Annotated in this window: 16 protein-coding genes and 2 tRNA genes; 13 read left to right on the top strand and 5 right to left on the bottom strand. The window is 70.9% G+C overall.

From position 1 onward, the window contains the following. Positions 1 to 96: 96 nt before the first annotated feature. The gene (locus tag ACFUN8_RS32335) at positions 97 to 510 is read right to left on the bottom strand and encodes an SsgA family sporulation/cell division regulator (RefSeq protein WP_383645511.1); all 414 of its coding nucleotides are present in this window, start codon (positions 508 to 510) and stop codon (positions 97 to 99) included. Positions 511 to 700: 190 nt separating this feature from the next. Here ACFUN8_RS32335 and ACFUN8_RS32330 point away from each other — a divergent pair, with 190 nt between their 5' ends. Both ACFUN8_RS32330 and ACFUN8_RS32325 read left to right on the top strand, forming a co-directional pair. Further along, complete coding sequence (locus ACFUN8_RS32330) at positions 701 to 1,159, top strand: TIGR02611 family protein (RefSeq protein WP_383645508.1); 459 nt, start codon at positions 701 to 703, stop codon at positions 1,157 to 1,159. A 54-nt stretch (positions 1,160 to 1,213) separates the two neighbouring features. Continuing rightward, a tRNA-Val gene (locus tag ACFUN8_RS32325) sits at positions 1,214 to 1,285 on the top strand. Positions 1,286 to 1,365: 80 nt separating this feature from the next. On the opposite strand, the gene ACFUN8_RS32320 is transcribed toward ACFUN8_RS32325, so the two are convergent. Further along, entirely contained in the window at positions 1,366 to 3,858 is a 2,493-nt protein-coding gene (locus ACFUN8_RS32320; RefSeq protein ID WP_383645505.1) for an SCO7613 C-terminal domain-containing membrane protein, read from the bottom strand. A 92-nt stretch (positions 3,859 to 3,950) separates the two neighbouring features. On the opposite strand from ACFUN8_RS32320, the gene ACFUN8_RS32315 reads away from it, so the two are divergent. Beyond that, positions 3,951 to 4,406 (top strand): SRPBCC family protein, encoded by a 456-nt coding sequence (locus tag ACFUN8_RS32315; protein WP_383645502.1) that lies wholly within the window; start codon positions 3,951 to 3,953, stop codon positions 4,404 to 4,406. Between the two features lie 39 nt (positions 4,407 to 4,445). Continuing rightward, positions 4,446 to 4,517, top strand: a tRNA-Val gene (locus ACFUN8_RS32310). 54 nt (positions 4,518 to 4,571) lie between these two features. Here ACFUN8_RS32310 and ACFUN8_RS32305 read toward each other — a convergent pair. Beyond that, positions 4,572 to 5,297 carry an exonuclease domain-containing protein gene (locus ACFUN8_RS32305; RefSeq protein WP_383645500.1) on the bottom strand — a complete coding sequence of 242 codons (726 nt, stop codon included), beginning with the start codon at positions 5,295 to 5,297 and terminating at the stop codon, positions 4,572 to 4,574. A gap of 194 nt (positions 5,298 to 5,491) precedes the next feature. Between ACFUN8_RS32305 and thrS the strand changes: the two genes are divergently transcribed. Then, entirely contained in the window at positions 5,492 to 7,474 is a 1,983-nt protein-coding gene (thrS, locus tag ACFUN8_RS32300; RefSeq protein WP_383645497.1) for a threonine--tRNA ligase, read from the top strand. Between the two features lie 37 nt (positions 7,475 to 7,511). On the opposite strand, the gene ACFUN8_RS32295 is transcribed toward thrS, so the two are convergent. Continuing rightward, positions 7,512 to 8,234, bottom strand: a complete 723-nt coding sequence (locus ACFUN8_RS32295) for a potassium channel family protein (RefSeq protein ID WP_383645495.1) — start codon at positions 8,232 to 8,234, stop codon at positions 7,512 to 7,514. A gap of 66 nt (positions 8,235 to 8,300) precedes the next feature. On the opposite strand from ACFUN8_RS32295, the gene ACFUN8_RS32290 reads away from it, so the two are divergent. Further along, positions 8,301 to 8,861, top strand: coding sequence for an HIT family protein (locus ACFUN8_RS32290; RefSeq protein ID WP_382569975.1), 561 nt, complete (start codon positions 8,301 to 8,303; stop codon positions 8,859 to 8,861). A gap of 20 nt (positions 8,862 to 8,881) precedes the next feature. On the opposite strand, the gene ACFUN8_RS32285 is transcribed toward ACFUN8_RS32290, so the two are convergent. Then, positions 8,882 to 10,516 carry a hypothetical protein gene (locus ACFUN8_RS32285; protein WP_383645492.1) on the bottom strand — a complete coding sequence of 545 codons (1,635 nt, stop codon included), beginning with the start codon at positions 10,514 to 10,516 and terminating at the stop codon, positions 8,882 to 8,884. Between the two features lie 377 nt (positions 10,517 to 10,893). Here ACFUN8_RS32285 and pgsA point away from each other — a divergent pair, with 377 nt between their 5' ends. From pgsA to ACFUN8_RS32250, 7 genes are all read left to right on the top strand, one after another. Next, positions 10,894 to 11,571, top strand: a complete 678-nt coding sequence (gene pgsA, locus ACFUN8_RS32280; RefSeq protein ID WP_383645489.1) for a phosphatidylinositol phosphate synthase — start codon at positions 10,894 to 10,896, stop codon at positions 11,569 to 11,571. Beyond that, entirely contained in the window at positions 11,568 to 12,530 is a 963-nt protein-coding gene (locus tag ACFUN8_RS32275; protein WP_383645486.1) for a phosphatidylinositol mannoside acyltransferase, read from the top strand. The genes pgsA and ACFUN8_RS32275 overlap by 4 nt, the downstream gene beginning before the upstream one ends. Further along, complete coding sequence (locus ACFUN8_RS32270) at positions 12,527 to 13,690, top strand: glycosyltransferase family 4 protein (RefSeq protein ID WP_383645483.1); 1,164 nt, start codon at positions 12,527 to 12,529, stop codon at positions 13,688 to 13,690. The genes ACFUN8_RS32275 and ACFUN8_RS32270 overlap by 4 nt, the downstream gene beginning before the upstream one ends. Positions 13,691 to 13,815: 125 nt before the next feature. Next, positions 13,816 to 14,361, top strand: coding sequence for a hypothetical protein (locus ACFUN8_RS32265; protein ID WP_383645480.1), 546 nt, complete (start codon positions 13,816 to 13,818; stop codon positions 14,359 to 14,361). Between the two features lie 155 nt (positions 14,362 to 14,516). Continuing rightward, on the top strand, positions 14,517 to 15,431 hold the full coding sequence (gene pdxS / locus ACFUN8_RS32260) for a pyridoxal 5'-phosphate synthase lyase subunit PdxS (RefSeq protein WP_383645477.1): 915 nt from the start codon (positions 14,517 to 14,519) through the stop codon (positions 15,429 to 15,431). Beyond that, positions 15,421 to 16,026, top strand: coding sequence for a pyridoxal 5'-phosphate synthase glutaminase subunit PdxT (gene pdxT, locus ACFUN8_RS32255; RefSeq protein ID WP_383645474.1), 606 nt, complete (start codon positions 15,421 to 15,423; stop codon positions 16,024 to 16,026). Before pdxS ends, pdxT begins: the two co-directional genes overlap by 11 nt. A gap of 62 nt (positions 16,027 to 16,088) precedes the next feature. Beyond that, on the top strand, positions 16,089 to 16,841 hold the full coding sequence (locus tag ACFUN8_RS32250) for a YebC/PmpR family DNA-binding transcriptional regulator (RefSeq protein ID WP_383645471.1): 753 nt from the start codon (positions 16,089 to 16,091) through the stop codon (positions 16,839 to 16,841). Positions 16,842 to 16,922: the final 81 nt, after the last annotated feature.

Here is a 16,922-nt window from a genome sequence, read left to right as displayed (position 1 = left end):
GTTCCGCGGCGACGGCGTCGCTGTCCGCCCGTATGTGGTTGTCCGCGCGGCGCCGTCTCCCCGAGTCGGACGGCGCCGTGCAGCTCTCGGCCTGGCTCAGCTCTCGGCCAGGATGTGCAACAGCTCTGTGTCGAGGTCGAAGTGGCGATGCTCGGTGCCGGGTGGCACCGCGGCGTCGGTTCGCTTGAGGAAGGATTCCAGGGCTCGCGCCGGGGCCTCCAGCAGGGCTTCTCCCTCCGGAGAGCTGAGCGCGATGCAGACGACGCCCTGGCCCTGGCTGCGTGAGGGCCAGACTCGGACGTCGCCGGTGCCGGTGGGCCGGTGCAGCCCCTCGGCCAGAAGGTCGCGGGCGAACACCCACTCGACCGTCTCCTCGGCTCCGGTGTGGAAGGTGGCGTGCACGGCATAAGGATCGGCCGTGTCATACCGCAGGCCCGCGGGTACAGGCAGTGAGGACTCGCTCGATACAACGAGGCGCAGGTGCAGCTCGCAGCTGACCGTGGTGTTCATAAGCGCCAGGGCCTTTCGCTCAGTGTGCGCTCGGGGATTCGCACGTCGGCGAAATCGACATGCCACCTACGGTGTCGTTGTAAACCCCTCTGTCTGTTTTGTGATCCTTCAGGTAGCTCGTACAGGGGTGTGTAACTTCGACTTATGCCGCCATTCCGGTGACGACTCGGCGTCGGGTAGGTTGGGAGTCATGCATGCGGAGAGTGACGAGCGGGGGGATGTCGTCGTACCGACGGCGCGGAGAACCGCGGGGGAATTGACGGTGGAGCCGGCCGAGCGAGAGCTGGGCTCACGCGCTCCGGGTTTTATCAAGAGTTCGAAGACGCTTCATGTGAGCTGGCAGGTCGGTGTATTCGTCGTCGGGCTCGCGGTCGTCGTTGCGGGCGCGGCGATGCTGGTACTGCCCGGTCCCGGCTGGCTTGTGATCTTCGGCGGTATGGCGATCTGGGCGACCGAATTCGTCTGGGCACAACTGGTGCTCCGGTGGACGCGGCGCAAGGTCACCGAAGCGGCGCAGAAAGCACTCGATCCCAAGGTGCGGCGGCGCAACATCATCCTCACGAGCATCGGTGTGGTGATCATCGCGGTACTGGTCGCCATTTACCTCTGGGAGTTCGGATTCACCATGCCGTGGAAGATCGAGGAGTGAGCGCGGAGCGGTCCGGAGGCGGTACTGACATGGGGTAATGTTTGCCCTGCGTCCGGGCGATTAGCTCAGTGGGAGAGCGCTTCGTTCACACCGAAGAGGTCACTGGTTCGAACCCAGTATCGCCCACCCGGAATCGATGCCCCGGAGACTTCACCGTCTCCGGGGCATCGGTCGTTTCCGGTACGTGACCGCCGGGCGCCGGCCCGTCAGCGCATCCGGCCCAGGGAGTCGCGGAGCCGCCGGGCGTCGTGCAGACGCCGTTCGTAGGTGGCGCCCACCGCCAGGAGCAGCAGTCCGGCGAGCGCGGGCGGCAGCCAGCGCGGCAGGGCGCCCACGGCCTGGACGACGTACGGCGCCAGCTCGTGCAGCGTGTCCAGGGCCAGTACAACGCCGCCGAGGACCAGCAGCGCCTGGAGCCGCAGCCGGGCGCCGACGAGCGTGACGGCGAGCGCGGCGACCCCCAGCGTCAGCGGGCGCGCCCAGTGCGGGTCGCCCCAGGCGGCGACGAGGCTCGGCAGGAGCGTCGCGGCGAGACCGGGGCCGTACGCCGTCCAGGACGACGCCCCGGGGTCCCCGCGGCGCCGCAGGACACCCACGACGAGCGCGGGGACGGTCACCGGCAGGGTGTACGCCTCGGGGGTGGCCACGTCGGAGGCGTACAGCCGCACCCAGGTGGCCAGGACGAACAGCGCCGCCGCGAGGTGGCCGGCCGCCGGGCGGCGCTCCGGGCGCAGCGCCGTGCCCGCTGCGACGACCGCGCAGAGGGCCAGCACGAGGGCGACGGACTCCGGGTGTCCCGAGGCCAGGGCGACGGCGAGCAGACCGGCTCCGGCCGCCGTCAGCTCGATCGGCAGGGCCACGGGATGGCGGCGCAGGCGCGCCCCGAGCAGCGCGACGGCGGCCGGCACGGCGAGGACGGCCAGGGCGATGTGCTCGTGCCGCAGCCCGGCGGACGCGCAGAGGGCGCACAGCAGCGCTGCGGCCGTCGCGACGGCGACGCAGGCGAGAAGCGCCTGGAAGGACCGGGCCGGGAGGACGCCCGGTGCCTCGGTGGGAGCGGCGCCGTCGGTGGCCGTTCCGGCTTCGGTCACGGCGGCGTTCAGCGCCACCGCGCCGCCGCAGAGCAGGGCGAGCAGCACCCCGAGGGTGATCAGCGTGGTCGTCTCCGTGGCCAGGGCCAGCAGCGACACGGCCCCGGCGCCGGCCAGCGCGCAGATCAGGGCCGTCGTCGAGACCGCCGACAGCGCAGAGGGGGCCGGCCGTCGCCGTACGGCGGGCAGGCGCGGGTACACCGCGAGCGTCAACGCGACCGCCGTCAGAGCGAGATGCGTCGCGACGGCCGCCGCGTACCCGAGGTCCAGCGCCGCCGGAAGGACCAGCACCGCGGCCCAGCCGAGCGCCGTCGCACCGGCCAGCGCGGCGGGCCGTGCGGCGGCGGGCAGCCGGCGGTACGCGGACGCCAGGAGCCCGGCGGCGATCAACAGCACCAGCGGCGCCGTGGCCATCGCCGACCAGCCCGGATCCGTCCCGAGCGCTTCCCGGGCGCCGCCCGGCGCACCCGACCAGACGGCCTCCGCACGGGACATCGGGCCGAGCAGCGTCAGGGCCGTCGCGGGCAGCGTCCACAGGACGGCACCGGCCACGACGACCCCGGCGGCGGCGCGTAGCCCGAGCGCCGTCGTACGGGGGAGCGGAGCCCGTACCGCCGTCCACAGGGCCGCGCCGCACAGCAGATACCCGACGACGGCCCAGCCGATCGACAGCGAGGGCCGCGGCACACCGCCGGTCGCGGTGATCGCGGCCAGACCGGCCACCAGGGCGCCGGCGAACGAGGCCGAGGGGACACGCACGGCCACGAACAGAGCCAGGCCGGCCCCGGCGAGCAGCGTCAGACCGGGCCGGACGGCGTCGGGCGAGGTGCCGGCGGTGACGGAGAGCCCGCTCGCGATCAGCAGCGCCGAGCCGCCGGTCACCCATGCGGTGACGCCGGCGAGCGACCTGGCCGGCGCGGGCTTCGTCCACAGCACGATCGCGACGTCCGCCGCGGCGGTCGCCAGCAGCGCCCACACGAGCGTCAGTTGGCTCGCGTCGGCGGCCAGCGCCCCGAGCGGCAGCGGGAGTTGGGCGGTGAGGACGGCCACGGGCAGCGGGGCGCGCAGCCGGTCGAGGAGCAGCCCGTACGCGGCCCAGACCGCCGCCAGCACCGCGCACACGGTGGCCGTGTAGCCGAGCGGGTCCGTGCCGGGGAGCGCGACCCGGTACAGCGCGTAGGCGTCGAGGACCGTCAGCACCAGGGCCAGCGCGCCGACCGCCTCGGCCGTCGAGGTCAGGGCGCGGCGCAGCAGAAGGGCCGGCGCGGCGAGCGCGGCCACGGTGACGGTGCCCAGCACGACGGAACGGCCGCCGATGCCCATGGCGCCCCAGCTGACGACGGTGAAGGCGATCGCCGCGATGGTCAACAGCACACCGCCCAGGGCCAGCAGGGCGTTCTGCACGCTCGGCGGCGATGTCTCGGGCGGTCGCGGGGCGGGCCACGGTGGCGGGGGGACCGGCGGCACGGGTGACCGTGGTGCCTCGGGTCGCAGCAGCGTCAGCAGATAGGACCTGCGGGCGAGCAACTGCGCTCGGCGCGCCTCGATTCGGGCCAGCTCATCATCGAGGACCGCTAGCTCCTCGGCCGGTCGCGGAACGTTCTCCATGGCCTGGAGTGTGGTCCGCGCCACAGCACGGGCCATCGGCTCTCGTACTCAGATATGTGGGTGAGTACGTGCGAGAGGCGCACACTTGACCTATGGACTGGTACCACTACCGCTTCCGCAGCGTCTGGGATCTCGACGCGGCCCCGGACGTCGTCTTCGGAGTGCTGGAGCGGGCCGGTGAGTACCCCGACTGGTGGCCCCAGGTCCGGGAGGTGATCCCGGTCGACGAGCGCGGCGGGACCGCCCGGTTCCGGTCGGTGATTCCGTACGACCTCCTGGTCCACGCCCGCGAGAGCAGGAACGACCCGCGCGCCCGTGTCCTGGAGATGGGGATGACCGGCGACCTCGAAGGCTGGGCGCGCTGGACGCTCAGCGCCCGGGGCCCCGGCACACGGGCCCTCTACGAGCAGGAGGTCGACGTCAACAAGCCGCTGCTGCGGCGCCTCGCGGTGGTCGGGCGCCCCTTCTTCCTCGCCAATCACGCGCTGATGATGCGGGCCGGACGGCGGGGGTTGCGGAAGGTCCTCGCTGACCGTCATACGGTTTGAACGAAACCCGCCGAGACCTGTATGGTTCAGTCCGTTCCCGGGCGATTAGCTCAGTGGGAGAGCGCTTCGTTCACACCGAAGAGGTCACTGGTTCGAACCCAGTATCGCCCACCGGGAAAGGCCGGTCCGTCGATGACGGACCGGCCTTGCTGTGTGCCTCAACGGTCAGGCCACCACCGGCATTCGGGGCCGCAGCGGCCACGCCGGGTCGGGCGCCGCCCGCCCGGTGCCACGAGCGAACCACTCCTGCTGGCCGCGCGACTGCGCCGCGTGCCAGACGGCCTGCCGCCCGTGCAGCTGGGCCGCGGTCAGCTGCTGTGTCGTGGTGGCGAACCGGCGTCCCACCGACCTGACCACTTCGAGCGCCGCCGCCGCGTCGGCCACGGCGTCGTGCGAGCCGTCCAGCACCACCCCGTACAGCGAACAGAGATCGACCAGCCGCCGGCGGCCCTTGCGGACGGCGTCGAGATGGCGGTCCAGCACGCTGGGATCCAGCACGCAGAACGGCGCGTTCTCCAGATAGCGCGCCAGTGACGAGTCGCGGTGACGCCGCATCTCGCGGTCCAGCACCGTCAGGCCGAACGGCGCGTTCATCACCACCAGGGGCCGGCCCGCCATGCACTGCTCGGCCAGCGCCCGCCCCACCTCCTCGATCACCGGCGCCGGCCAGCGGCCCGAGCGCTGGACCAACGCGTCGGTGAGGCCGTGCACTTCGGTGGCCTCGACCGGGATCGGTATCCCCGGATTGACCAGCCAGCGGGTGACCCGGGCCCGGGAGCCCGAGATGTCCTGGACGACGAGGGCGGCCGAGACGATCCGGTCCTCCTCGGCGTCGGTGCCTGTCGTTTCGATGTCGAATGCGGCCAGGGGGCCCTCGTACCAGTGCGTCATCCCCGAACTCCTCGCGCACGCTTGGCAGATGGCATGAGGCCGACTGCCCGAATCGGTGATACCCGCGACCTTTGTGCCGTACGCCGGAGATGACGGCACAATTCAACCGTTTAGCGAGTGGCCCCTCCGGCTCGGTACGATTCCCGTCGCGTACGGAAACGAGCGTGCGCGCCCCATGAGTGAAGGAGAGACCGGTGTCAGATGTCCGCGTGACCATCGAACGCGATTCCGAGCGGGAAGAGCGCGTGGTGACGACGGGCACTACGGCGGCCGAACTCTTCCCCGGCGAGCGCACCGTGATCGCCGCCCGGGTCGGCGGCGAGCTGAAGGACCTCGCCCACGAGGTCGCCGACGGCGAGACCGTCGAGCCCGTCGAGATGTCCTCCGAGGACGGCCTGAACATCCTGCGCCACTCCACCGCGCACGTCATGGCGCAGGCCGTGCAGGAGCTGTTCCCCGAGGCCAAGCTGGGTATCGGTCCGCCGATCAAGGACGGCTTCTACTACGACTTCGACGTCGCCGAGCCCTTCACCCCCGACGACATCAAGCGCGTCGAGAAGAAGATGCAGGAGATCCAGAAGCGCGGCCAGCGGTTCTCCCGCCGGGTCACCACCGACGAGGACGCGCGGATCGAGCTGGCCGACGAGCCGTACAAGATCGAACTGATCGGGCTCAAGGGCAAGGCCGCCGACGCCGCCGAGGGCGCGTCGGCCGAGGTCGGCGCCGGTGAGCTGACGATCTACGACAACCTCGACGCGAAGACCGGCGAGCTGTGCTGGAAGGACCTCTGCCGGGGTCCGCACCTGCCCACCACCCGTAACATCCCGGCCTTCAAGCTGATGCGCTCCGCCGCCGCCTACTGGCGCGGCAGCGAGAAGAACCCGCAGCTCCAGCGGATCTACGGCACCGCCTGGCCGTCCAAGGACGAGCTGAAGGCCCACCTCGACTTCCTCGCCGAGGCGGAGCGCCGCGACCACCGCAGGCTGGGCAGCGAGCTGGACCTGTTCTCCTTCCCCGACGAGCTGGGCTCCGGCCTCGCGGTCTTCCACCCCAAGGGCGGGGTGATCCGCAAGGAGATGGAGCAGTACTCGCGCCACCGCCACGAGGTGTCCGGGTACGAGTTCGTCAACACCCCGCACATCTCGAAGAAGAAGCTCTTCGAGACCTCGGGGCACCTGCCGCACTACGCGGACGGCATGTTCCCGCCCATGCAGTTCGACGGCCAGGACTACTACCTCAAGGCCATGAACTGCCCGATGCACAACCTGATCTTCAAGGCGCGCGGACGGTCCTACCGCGAGCTGCCCCTGCGTCTGTTCGAGTTCGGCACGGTCTACCGCTACGAGAAGTCCGGCGTCGTGCACGGCCTCACCCGCTCCCGCGGCTTCACCCAGGACGACGCGCACATCTACTGCACCAAGGAGGAGATGCCGCAGGAGCTGGACTCCCTGCTCACCTTCGTGCTGGATCTGCTGCGGGACTACGGCCTGTCCGACTTCGAGCTGGAGCTGTCCACCCGCGACCCCGAGTCCGACAAGTTCATGGGCGAGGACGCGGAGTGGGAGGAGGCCACGGCCGCGCTCCAGCAGGCCGCCGACAAGCAGGGCCTGCCGCTGGTCCCCGACCCGGGCGGCGCCGCGTACTACGGCCCGAAGATCTCCGTACAGGCCAAGGACGCCATCGGCCGGTCCTGGCAGATGTCGACCATCCAGGTCGACTTCCAGCAGCCGAAGCGGTTCGAGCTGGAGTACACCGCGTCCGACGGCACCAAGCAGCAGCCCGTCATGATCCACCGGGCGCTGTTCGGCTCGATCGAGCGCTTCTTCGCCGTGCTCCTGGAGCACTACGCGGGGGCGTTCCCGGCCTGGCTGGCCCCCGTCCAGGCGGTCGGCATCCCGATCGGCGACGCGCACGTGCCGTATCTGCAGGAGTTCGCCGCCCGGGCGAAGGCCAAGGGGCTGCGGGTGGAGGTGGACGCGTCGGCGGACCGGATGCAGAAGAAGATCCGCAACCACCAGAAGGCCAAGACGCCGTTCATGATCATCGCCGGTGACGAGGACGTCGCCAACGGCGCGGTGTCCTTCCGCTACCGGGACGGGACGCAGAAGAACGGCATCCCCGCCGACGAGGCGCTCGCCGAGCTGCTGGACGTCGTGGAGCGCCGCGTACAGGTCTGAGGCGCGCGCACGGCTCCGTACGGCCCCCGGGGAGGCATCAGCTTCCCGGGGGCCGTACGTCGTCCGCCGGCGGGCTCTCCGGGGCCGCCCCGCCCGCCCTGCCCGCCCCGCCCGCCCGGTCCTCCCGGCCGAAGACCTGGATCAGCCACGAGGAGAACGAACCCGTCACCGCGCCCAGCAGCGCCAGACCACAGGCCATCAGGAAGACCGCGAACAGCCGGCCGAGCGGCGTCACCGGGGTGACGTCGCCGTACCCGACCGTGGTGATCGCCGAGCAGGCCCACCACACGGAGTCGCCGAAGGTCCGGATGGTGGCCCCCGGCGCGCCGCGCTCCTGCTGGTAGACCGCGAGCGCCGCGGCGAAGCTCAGCAGGAGCGCCGTCATCCCCGCGTACGCCATCACCCGCCCGTACAGACTCAGCCGGGGCTGGTCGCGGCGGCGCTGGAGCGCCACGTACGTGTTGACGATCCGCAGGGGACGCAGCAGGGGCAGTAGCAGGACGACCGTGTCCAGCCAGTGCGTCCGTACGAAGTGGGCACCCCGGCCGCTCAGCACCAGACGTACCGCGTAGTCCACCGCGAACAGCGCCCAGATGGCGAGGAGGAGGGACAGCGCGGCGTCGCCCACGACAGGGGCGCGGCTCTCGTTGAGAACGAGCACCGCGTAACAGGCGAGGAAGAGCGGCGAGGCGACGAGCAGCGGCAGTTCGAGGTGCCGCTCCCAGCCGCGCAGCCGGTCGGCCCGGTTCCGGACATGCATCGCGCCAGCATGGCCGGGAGGGGCGCGGGGCGGGCCCGGCGACACGCTTCACCGGGGCGAAGTCATATGCTGCACAGCATGACGAGTGAGCCGGAGCAGCAGATCGGAGTGGGCACCCCGGACGCGTTCCAGCGCCTGTGGACGCCCCACCGGATGGCCTACATCCAGGGCGAGAACAAGCCCACCGGCCCCAACGCCGACGACGGCTGCCCCTTCTGCTCCATCCCGCGCAAGTCCGACGAGGACGGGCTCGTCATCGCCCGCGGCGAGTCGGTCTACGCGGTGCTGAACCTCTATCCGTACAACGGCGGGCATCTCATGGTCGTGCCGTTCCGGCACGTCGCCGACTACACGGAGCTGGACGAGGCCGAGACCGCCGAACTGGCCGCCTTCACCAAACAGGCGATGACCGCGCTGCGTACGGCCTCCGGGGCGCACGGCTTCAACATCGGCATGAACCAGGGCACCGTCGCCGGGGCCGGCATCGCCGCGCATCTGCACCAGCACCTGGTGCCGCGCTGGGGCGGCGACGCCAACTTCATGCCGGTCGTCGCGCACACGCGGGTGCTGCCGCAACTGCTCGCGGACACCCGGGCGATGCTCGCGGACGCCTGGCCCACGGCATAGCCCGGCTCCCACGCGCCGGCCTACTTCGGTGACGGGTCCTGGATCGCGCCGCTGAGGAACGAGGAGCGGTTGCCGAAGCGCTCGGTGTCCACGCCGTTCTCCTTCAGCACGCGCAGGGCCGCCGTGTGCGCCACCCGCAGCACCGGTGTCGCGGCGCGCATCGCGTCGTCCGCCATGAAGCGGTGCCGCCACGGCTCCTCCGCCCAGACGTGCCGCAGACCGAACGGCTCCGGCAGCGACAGCTTGCCGCCGAGGAAGTCGAGGATCGGCGGATACCAGGTGAACGGCGCGCGGACGGCGAGCCGCACCGCCTCCTTCGGCTCCACCAGCGGCAGACTGTGCGTCGTGGTCTCCCAGAACCTGACCGTCTTGGGCTTGGTGACCGTCTTGGGCGACGGCTTCGAGGTGAACAGTGAGTTCACCGGCCCCAGCGCGTGGCCGGTCACCTCGATGCGCAGCGTCTCGTGCAGGACCGTCACCGTGATCATCATCGTGATGACCAACTGCCCGTCCCAGAGCACGAACTGGACGCCCAGATAGTGCCGGTCGCCGCTGCCGAACTGCTGGTGGTTGCAGATGCGCTGTATCTCGTGGCCCTTGACCTGGAAGGTCTCCACGTCCTGGCCGTCGGGCCTGCTGACCGATCCGGCCTTCTCGCCGACCGGCCGTACGATCCAGTGCTTCACCTCGGGCTTGGTGAAACCACCGGAGTTGAGCGGGCCGCGCTCCAGCATCTTCAGCTGGTCGTGCATCACCCGTATCACGTCGTAACTGCGGAACTGGTGGATCTCCTTGTCGGCGTCCTTGGGCACCAGCTCCTCCGCGAGCTGCCAACTGCCCCACCGCGTACCCATGCCCAGTATCTCCTTGGGGCCCGCGTAGAAGATCGCGTTGGACCGCTGCTCGGCCGTCAGCTTCTCCAGCCCGTGGCGCAGTTCCTCCCGCGCCGTCTCGTCCGGGTGCCCCGGCACCGCCTCCGGCACCTTGGCACCGAGGCCGCCACCCTCCAGGAGGTCGGTCCAGCGGGCGCGAAGGTCCTTCGCCGTCGCCTCACAGATCCGCTTGGCGAGCAGCCAGCCGATGACGGGCGCGATGATCACGCCGCGCAGATACCAGCCGAGGAAGCCCGTGAACGGCAACGCGACCAGGAAGACCACGGCCAGCGCGGCGACACCGAGCAGCAGCGCGCCGCCGATCGCCCCCGCCTTCTTGTCCTTCGACCCCGCCAGCGTCCTGCGCAACTGGAAGACGCCGATCCACAGCAGCGTCCCCGGCAGGAACAGCACGCCGAACAGGACGGTCACCAGGGTGAGTCGGGTGTCGCGCTCCTTACGGATACGGTTCGCCGCCAGACAGTGCTCGACCACCGTCTGCGGTTCCATACCGAAGGACTGGATGAGCGCGGCACGGCCGCCACCGAGCATCCGCGTCTGCACCGCGCGCGCGAACGCCTCACCCAGATTCGGCTCGAAGAGCGAGACCTTGCCCTTCGACACGGTGGACTTGTGAAGTTCGCTGTCCGCCTCAAGGATCTTCTCCACCGGAGTGTCGCGGTACGCCGCCGAGGCCAGGGCATGCGTAGCCGCCGTCTGCCCCGCCGACCCCTGGAGCGGAACCTGAGCCCCAGGAGAGAAATCGAAACCGTCGTGCGCCACTGTCCGCCCCCATCGCCGCGAGCATCCGCTGCTGCGCCCTGTTCCCAACTACCCTGCCCCGCACACCTGCTGAGCTGGGGCGCACCACAGCGTAACCGGGGCACGCCGTCCGCGTCAGGGAGAATCCGGCCCGGCGTCGCGGTTCTGCCCCAGACGCATCGTCGGACCCTCGGCGGCGAGCCGCGCGTGGCAGCTCCAGCGATGCCGACGGTGGTCTTCCGGGCTTTGCACCGTGGCCGGCCCGCGTCCGTGTCTCGGGCGGACGGGCCGGTTCTGCCCGCTCTGGGCGCCCCGGCGGTGGAGGCCGTCGGTCCTGGCTACGATGGGCCAGCCGGTGGCCGATGGGGCCGCCTGCCCAACCGACCGTCGGGAAGGCCATGCTGAACAAGTACGCGCGTGCATTCTTTACGCGTGTCCTCACCCCGTTCGCCGCGTTTCTGCTCCGCCGGGGGGTGAGTCCCGACGCTGTGACGCTCATCGGTACGGCGGGAGTGATGGCGGGAGCGCTGTTCTTCTTCCCCCGCGGAGAGTTCTTCTGGGGCACGATCGTCATCACGCTCTTTGTCTTCTCCGACCTCGTCGACGGCAACATGGCGCGGCAGGCCGGGATCTCCAGCCGGTGGGGGGCGTTCCTCGACTCCACGCTCGACCGGGTCGCCGACGGCGCGGTCTTCGGCGGATTCGCGCTCTGGTACGCCGGGACGGGCGACAACAACGTGCTGTGCGCCGTGGCGATCTTCTGCCTGGCCAGTGGCCAGGTCGTGTCGTACACGAAGGCCCGAGGCGAGTCGATAGGGCTGCCGGTGGCGGTCAACGGGCTCATCGAGCGGGCCGAGCGTCTCGTCATCTCGCTGGTGGCGGCGGGTCTCGCGGGGATGCACAAGACCTTCGGTGTGCCCGGGATCGAGATCCTGCTGCCGATCGCGCTGTGGGTGGTGGCCGCGGGCAGCCTCGTGACCCTCGGGCAGCGTGTCGTGACCGTACGGCGTGAGTCCGCCGAGGCGGACGCGGCCCAGGCGAGCGGATCCGCCAGCGCCACGGGATCCGCTTCATGAGCGGCGGGCGGGACCGGCTGGCCGACGCGCTGTACGGCCTCGGCTGGAGCACCGTCAAGAAGCTCCCCGAACCGGCGGCCGCCGCACTCGGCAGGACCATCGCCGACACCGTGTGGAGGCGGCGCGGCACGAACGTGCTGCGGTTGGAGTCGAATCTGGCCCGTGTGGAGCCGCACGCGAGCCCCGAACGCCTCCGGGAGCTGTCGAAGGCCGGGATGCGCTCGTACATGCGGTACTGGATGGAGTCGTTCCGGCTGCCGGTCTGGAGCGACGAGCGGGTGCGCGTCAGCGTCGAGATCAAGGACATCCATCTGCTGACGGAGGGCCTGGAGAGCGGGCGGGGCGTCGTGCTGGCCCTGCCGCACATGGCCAACTGGGATCTCGCCGGGGCCTGGCTCACCCGGGGGATGGGCGTTCCGTTCACCACCGTCGTGGAACGGCTCAAGCCCGAATCGCTCTTCGACCGTTTCGTCGAGTACCGCGAGAGCCTCGGTATGGAGGTGCTGCCGCACACCGGGGGCAGCGCCTTCGGTGTGCTCGCCAGGCGGCTGCGGGCCGGCGGACTGGTGTGTCTGGTCGCCGACCGCGATCTGTCCGCGTCGGGCGTCGAGGTGACGTTCTTCGGTGAGAAGACGCGGATGCCGGCCGGGCCCGCGATGCTGGCGCAGCAGACCGGGGCGCTGCTCTTCCCGGTGGAGCTGCACTTCGACGGGCCCAAGCTCATGCGGGGACGGGTGTATCCGGCCGTCGAGGTGCCGGAGACTGGCAAGCGCGCCGAGAAGTCGTCCGTGATGACACAGGCCGTGGCGGACATGTTCGCCGTCGGCATCGCGGAGCACCCCGAGGACTGGCACATGCTGCAACGGCTCTGGCTCGCCGACCTCGAACCACGTCCCGCGGAGAGCACGGGGAGCACGGAGAGCGCCGGGAGTGCCGCGACCGCCGGGGGGACCGGGTGAAGATCGGCATCGTCTGCCCGTACTCCTGGGACGTCCCGGGCGGAGTGCAGTTCCACATCAGGGATCTCGCGGACCATCTGATCCGGCTGGGCCACGACGTCTCGGTGCTGGCGCCCGCCGACGACGAGACGCCGCTCCCGCCGTTCGTGGTCTCCGCAGGGGGCGCCGTGCCGGTCCCGTACAACGGCTCCGTCGCCCGGCTGAGCTTCGGCTTCCTGGCGGCGGCCCGGGTACGGCGCTGGCTGCACGACGGCACCTTCGACGTCATCCACATCCATGAGCCCACGGCGCCCTCGCTCGGGCTGCTCGCCTGCTGGGCGGCGCAGGGGCCGATAGTCGCGACGTTCCACACGTCGAACCCGCGCTCGCGCGTGATGCTCGCCGCGTACCCGATCCTCCAGCCGGCGCTGGAGAAAATAAGCGCGCGGATCGCCGTGAGCGAGTACGCCCGGCGCACGCTCGTCGAGCACCTGGGCGGCGACGCGGTCGTCATCCCCAACGGCGTCGACGTCGGCTTCTTCGCCGAGGCCGGGGTCAACCCCGAGTGGCAGGGCGGCACGATCGGCTTCATAGGGCGCATCGACGAACCCCGCAAGGGGCTGCCCGTCCTGATGAAGGCCCTGCCGAAGATTCTCGACGCCCTGCCGGAGACCAGGCTGCTCGTCGCCGGCCGCGGCGACGAGAAGGAAGCCGTGGAGTCGCTTCCCGAGGAGATGCGCGAGCGCGTCGAATTCCTCGGGATGGTCAGCGACGAGGACAAGGCGCGGCTGCTGCGCAGTGTCGACCTGTACGTGGCGCCCAACACCGGTGGCGAGAGCTTCGGCATCGTCCTGGTCGAGGCGCTGTCGGCGGGCGCGGCGGTGCTGGCGAGCGACCTGGACGCGTTCGCGCAGGTCCTGGACCAGGGCATGGCCGGGGAGCTGTTCGCCAACGAGGACGCGGACGCGCTGGCGGAGGCGGCGGTACGGCTCCTGGGGGACCCGGAGCGCCGCGAGGGACTGCGGGAGCGCGGCAGCGCGCATGTGCGGCGCTTCGACTGGTCGACGGTGGGGGCGGACATCCTGGCGGTCTACGAGACGGTGACCGACGGCGCGGCGTCGGTGGCCACGGACGAACGGGTGGGCCTTCGTGCCCGCTTCGGCCTGGCTGCCCGCGACTGAGCCGCCGCCCTCCTTGGAAGGCCGAGTCACGGGTACGGGGGGCCGGGGCCGCTCCCGCCCCGTCCCCCTTTCCGGGACGGGGCGGGGTGGGGGAACCGGCCACCGCCACCAGTAGCCTGCCGTTCGTGACCCAAACCCTGATCTGGATCCTCGCCGGGCTGTTGGCGATCGGCCTGTACCTCAGCTGGACCGCCGGCCGCCTCGACCGACTGCACTCGCGGATCGACGCCGCACGGGCCTCCCTCGACGCCCAACTGCTGCGCCGTGCCTCGGTCGCCCAGGAACTGGCCACCGCGGGCGTCCTCGATCCCGCCGCCTCGATCGTGCTCTACCAGGGCGCGCACGCCGCCCGCCAGGCCGAGGAGGAGCTGCGCGAAGTGGCCGAGAGCGAGCTGAGCGAGGCGCTGCGGGCCGTCTTCGGGGAGGTCGCGCAGGTCGAGGCGGTACGGGCCGCCCCCGGCGGCGAGGAGGCCGCGACCGAGCTGGCCGCCGCCGTACGCCGCGTGCCCATGGCCCGGCGCTTCCACAACGACTCCGTACGCGCGGCCCGCGCACTGCGCAGGCACCGCACGGTCCGCTGGTTCCGGCTCGCCGGCCACGCGCCGTTCCCCCTCGCGTTCGAGATGGACGACGAGCCGCCGGTCGCGCTCGCCGACCGGCCCGGTACGTAGCCCGGTCGTCGCCTCCGTACGGAGGAGGGGCGCGATGAAGGGGCCGCGAGAACGATCCACCGGCCTTTCATTGGCCCTTGCTGTGGACTGGTCCGGAGAGGTTTGCTCGCCTCGTCGAACCGCTCCCGTCCCAGTTCCCCAGTGAGGTCCTCACCGTGTCCACCACGCTTCCCACCACCAGCCAGAACCCCGAGACCGGCACCGCGCGCGTCAAGCGCGGCATGGCCGAGCAGCTCAAGGGCGGCGTGATCATGGATGTCGTCACGCCCGACCAGGCCAAGATCGCCGAGGACGCCGGCGCGGTCGCCGTGATGGCACTGGAGCGGGTGCCCGCCGACATCCGTAAGGACGGCGGCGTCGCGCGGATGTCCGACCCCGACATGATCGAGGGCATCATCGAGGCCGTCTCGATCCCGGTGATGGCCAAGTCCCGCATCGGCCACTTCGTGGAGGCCCAGGTCCTCCAGTCCCTCGGCGTCGACTACATCGACGAGTCCGAGGTGCTGACCCCGGCCGACGAGGTCAACCACGCCGACAAGTGGGCCTTCACCACGCCGTTCGTCTGCGGCGCGACCAACCTGGGCGAGGCCCTGCGCCGTATCGCCGAGGGCGCGGCCATGATCCGCTCCAAGGGCGAGGCCGGCACCGGCAACGTCGTCGAGGCCGTCCGTCACCTGCGCCAGATCAAGAACGAGATCGCCCGGCTGCGCGGCTACGACAACAACGAGCTGTACGCCGCCGCGAAGGAGCTGCGCGCCCCGTACGAGATCGTCAAGGAGGTCGCCGCGCTGGGCAAGCTGCCCGTCGTGCTGTTCTCCGCGGGCGGCGTGGCCACCCCGGCGGACGCCGCGCTGATGCGCCAGCTCGGCGCCGAGGGCGTCTTCGTGGGCTCCGGCATCTTCAAGTCCGGCGACCCGGCCAAGCGCGCCGCGGCCATCGTCAAGGCCACCACGTTCTTCGACGACCCCAAGATCGTCGCGGACGCCTCGCGCAACCTCGGCGAGGCCATGGTCGGCATCAACATCGACACCCTGCCCGCGTCCGAGCACTACGCCAACCGTGGCTGGTGACCAGGGCGCCGCGGCCGGCCCGCTGATCGGCGTCCTGGCCCTCCAGGGCGACGTACGGGAGCACCTGGCCGCCCTCGCGGCGGCCGGCGCCGTGCCCACGACCGTACGGCGGCCGGACGAACTGGCCGCCGTGGACGGCCTGGTGATCCCCGGCGGCGAGTCGACCACCATGTCCAAACTGGCCGTCCTCTTCGGGATGCTGGAGCCGCTGCGGACACGCGTACGCGCCGGGATGCCGGTCTACGGCACCTGCGCCGGCCTGATCCTGCTCGCCGAGAAGATCCTCGACCCGCGCTCCGGACAGGAGACCGTCGGCGGCATCGACATGATCGTCCGCAGGAACGCCTTCGGACGGCAGAACGAGTCCTTCGAGGCCGCCGTCGACGTCGTGGGCGTGGGACCCGTGGACGGGGTCTTCATCCGGGCACCGTGGGTCGAGTCCGTGGGCGCCGAGGTGGAGGTGCTCGCCGAGCACGGCGGGCATGTCGTCGCCGTACGGCAGGGCAACGCCCTCGCGACGGCGTTCCACCCGGAACTCACCGGCGACCACCGCCTGCACGGCTTCTTCACGGAGATGGTGCGCTCCGCGGGGTGAGGGGATCCCGGTAGGATCTCTGCCGAACGGAGCAGGATTGGTTACGCGAAGGAGACAGGCAGATGTCCGGCCACTCTAAATGGGCTACGACGAAGCACAAGAAGGCCGTGATCGATGCCAAGCGCGGCAAGCTCTTCGCGAAGCTGATCAAGAACATCGAGGTCGCGGCCCGCACCGGAGGCGCCGACGTCGACGGTAATCCGACCCTTTTCGACGCCATCCAGAAGGCGAAGAAGAGTTCGGTGCCGAACAAGAACATCGACTCGGCCGTCAAGCGCGGCGCCGGCCTGGAGGCCGGTGGCGCCGACTACGAGACGATCATGTACGAGGGTTACGGGCCCAACGGTGTCGCCGTTCTCATCGAGTGCCTGACCGACAACCGCAACCGCGCGGCCTCCGACGTCCGCGTCGCGATGACCCGCAACGGCGGCTCGATGGCCGACCCCGGCTCCGTGTCCTACCTGTTCCACCGCAAGGGCGTGGTGATCGTCCCCAAGGCCGGGCTGGGCGAGGACGACGTCCTGGGCGCCGTCCTCGACGCGGGCGCCGAGGAGGTCAACGACCTGGGTGAGTCCTACGAGGTGCTCAGCGAGGCCACCGACCTGGTCGAGGTCCGCACGGCGCTCCAGGGGGCCGGCATCGACTACGACTCCGCCGACACCAACTTCGTGCCGACCATGCAGGTCGAGCTGGACGAGGACGGCGCACGGAAGATCTTCAAGCTCATCGACGCGCTGGAGGACAGCGACGACGTGCAGAACGTCTTCGCCAACTTCGACGTCTCGGACGAGGTCATGGAGAAGGTCGACGCCTGACGTCCGACGCCTCGCCGGCGCGCGGTCACCGGCGTCAACTCGGCTGTACGCGGCGGGCCGACGGGGACACACCCCCCGTCC

The organism is Streptomyces sp. NPDC057307, assembly GCF_042667665.1.
Classification (GTDB): Bacteria; Actinomycetota; Actinomycetes; order Streptomycetales; family Streptomycetaceae; genus Streptomyces.
This window is presented reverse-complemented; position numbering and strand designations above follow the sequence as displayed.

Excerpts from the sequence above, each read along its gene's own strand:
- ACFUN8_RS32335 (WP_383645511.1), bottom strand. The coding sequence starts at position 510 with ATGAACACCACGGTCAGCTGCGAGCTGCACCTGCGCCTCGTTGTATCG.
- ACFUN8_RS32330 (WP_383645508.1), top strand. The coding sequence starts at position 701 with ATGCATGCGGAGAGTGACGAGCGGGGGGATGTCGTCGTACCGACGGCG.
- ACFUN8_RS32320 (WP_383645505.1), bottom strand. The coding sequence starts at position 3,858 with ATGGAGAACGTTCCGCGACCGGCCGAGGAGCTAGCGGTCCTCGATGAT.
- ACFUN8_RS32315 (WP_383645502.1), top strand. The coding sequence starts at position 3,951 with ATGGACTGGTACCACTACCGCTTCCGCAGCGTCTGGGATCTCGACGCG.
- ACFUN8_RS32305 (WP_383645500.1), bottom strand. The coding sequence starts at position 5,297 with ATGACGCACTGGTACGAGGGCCCCCTGGCCGCATTCGACATCGAAACG.
- ACFUN8_RS32295 (WP_383645495.1), bottom strand. The coding sequence starts at position 8,234 with ATGCATGTCCGGAACCGGGCCGACCGGCTGCGCGGCTGGGAGCGGCAC.
- ACFUN8_RS32290 (WP_382569975.1), top strand. The coding sequence starts at position 8,301 with ATGCTGCACAGCATGACGAGTGAGCCGGAGCAGCAGATCGGAGTGGGC.
- pgsA (WP_383645489.1), top strand. The coding sequence starts at position 10,894 with ATGCTGAACAAGTACGCGCGTGCATTCTTTACGCGTGTCCTCACCCCG.
- ACFUN8_RS32275 (WP_383645486.1), top strand. The coding sequence starts at position 11,568 with ATGAGCGGCGGGCGGGACCGGCTGGCCGACGCGCTGTACGGCCTCGGC.
- ACFUN8_RS32250 (WP_383645471.1), top strand. The coding sequence starts at position 16,089 with ATGTCCGGCCACTCTAAATGGGCTACGACGAAGCACAAGAAGGCCGTG.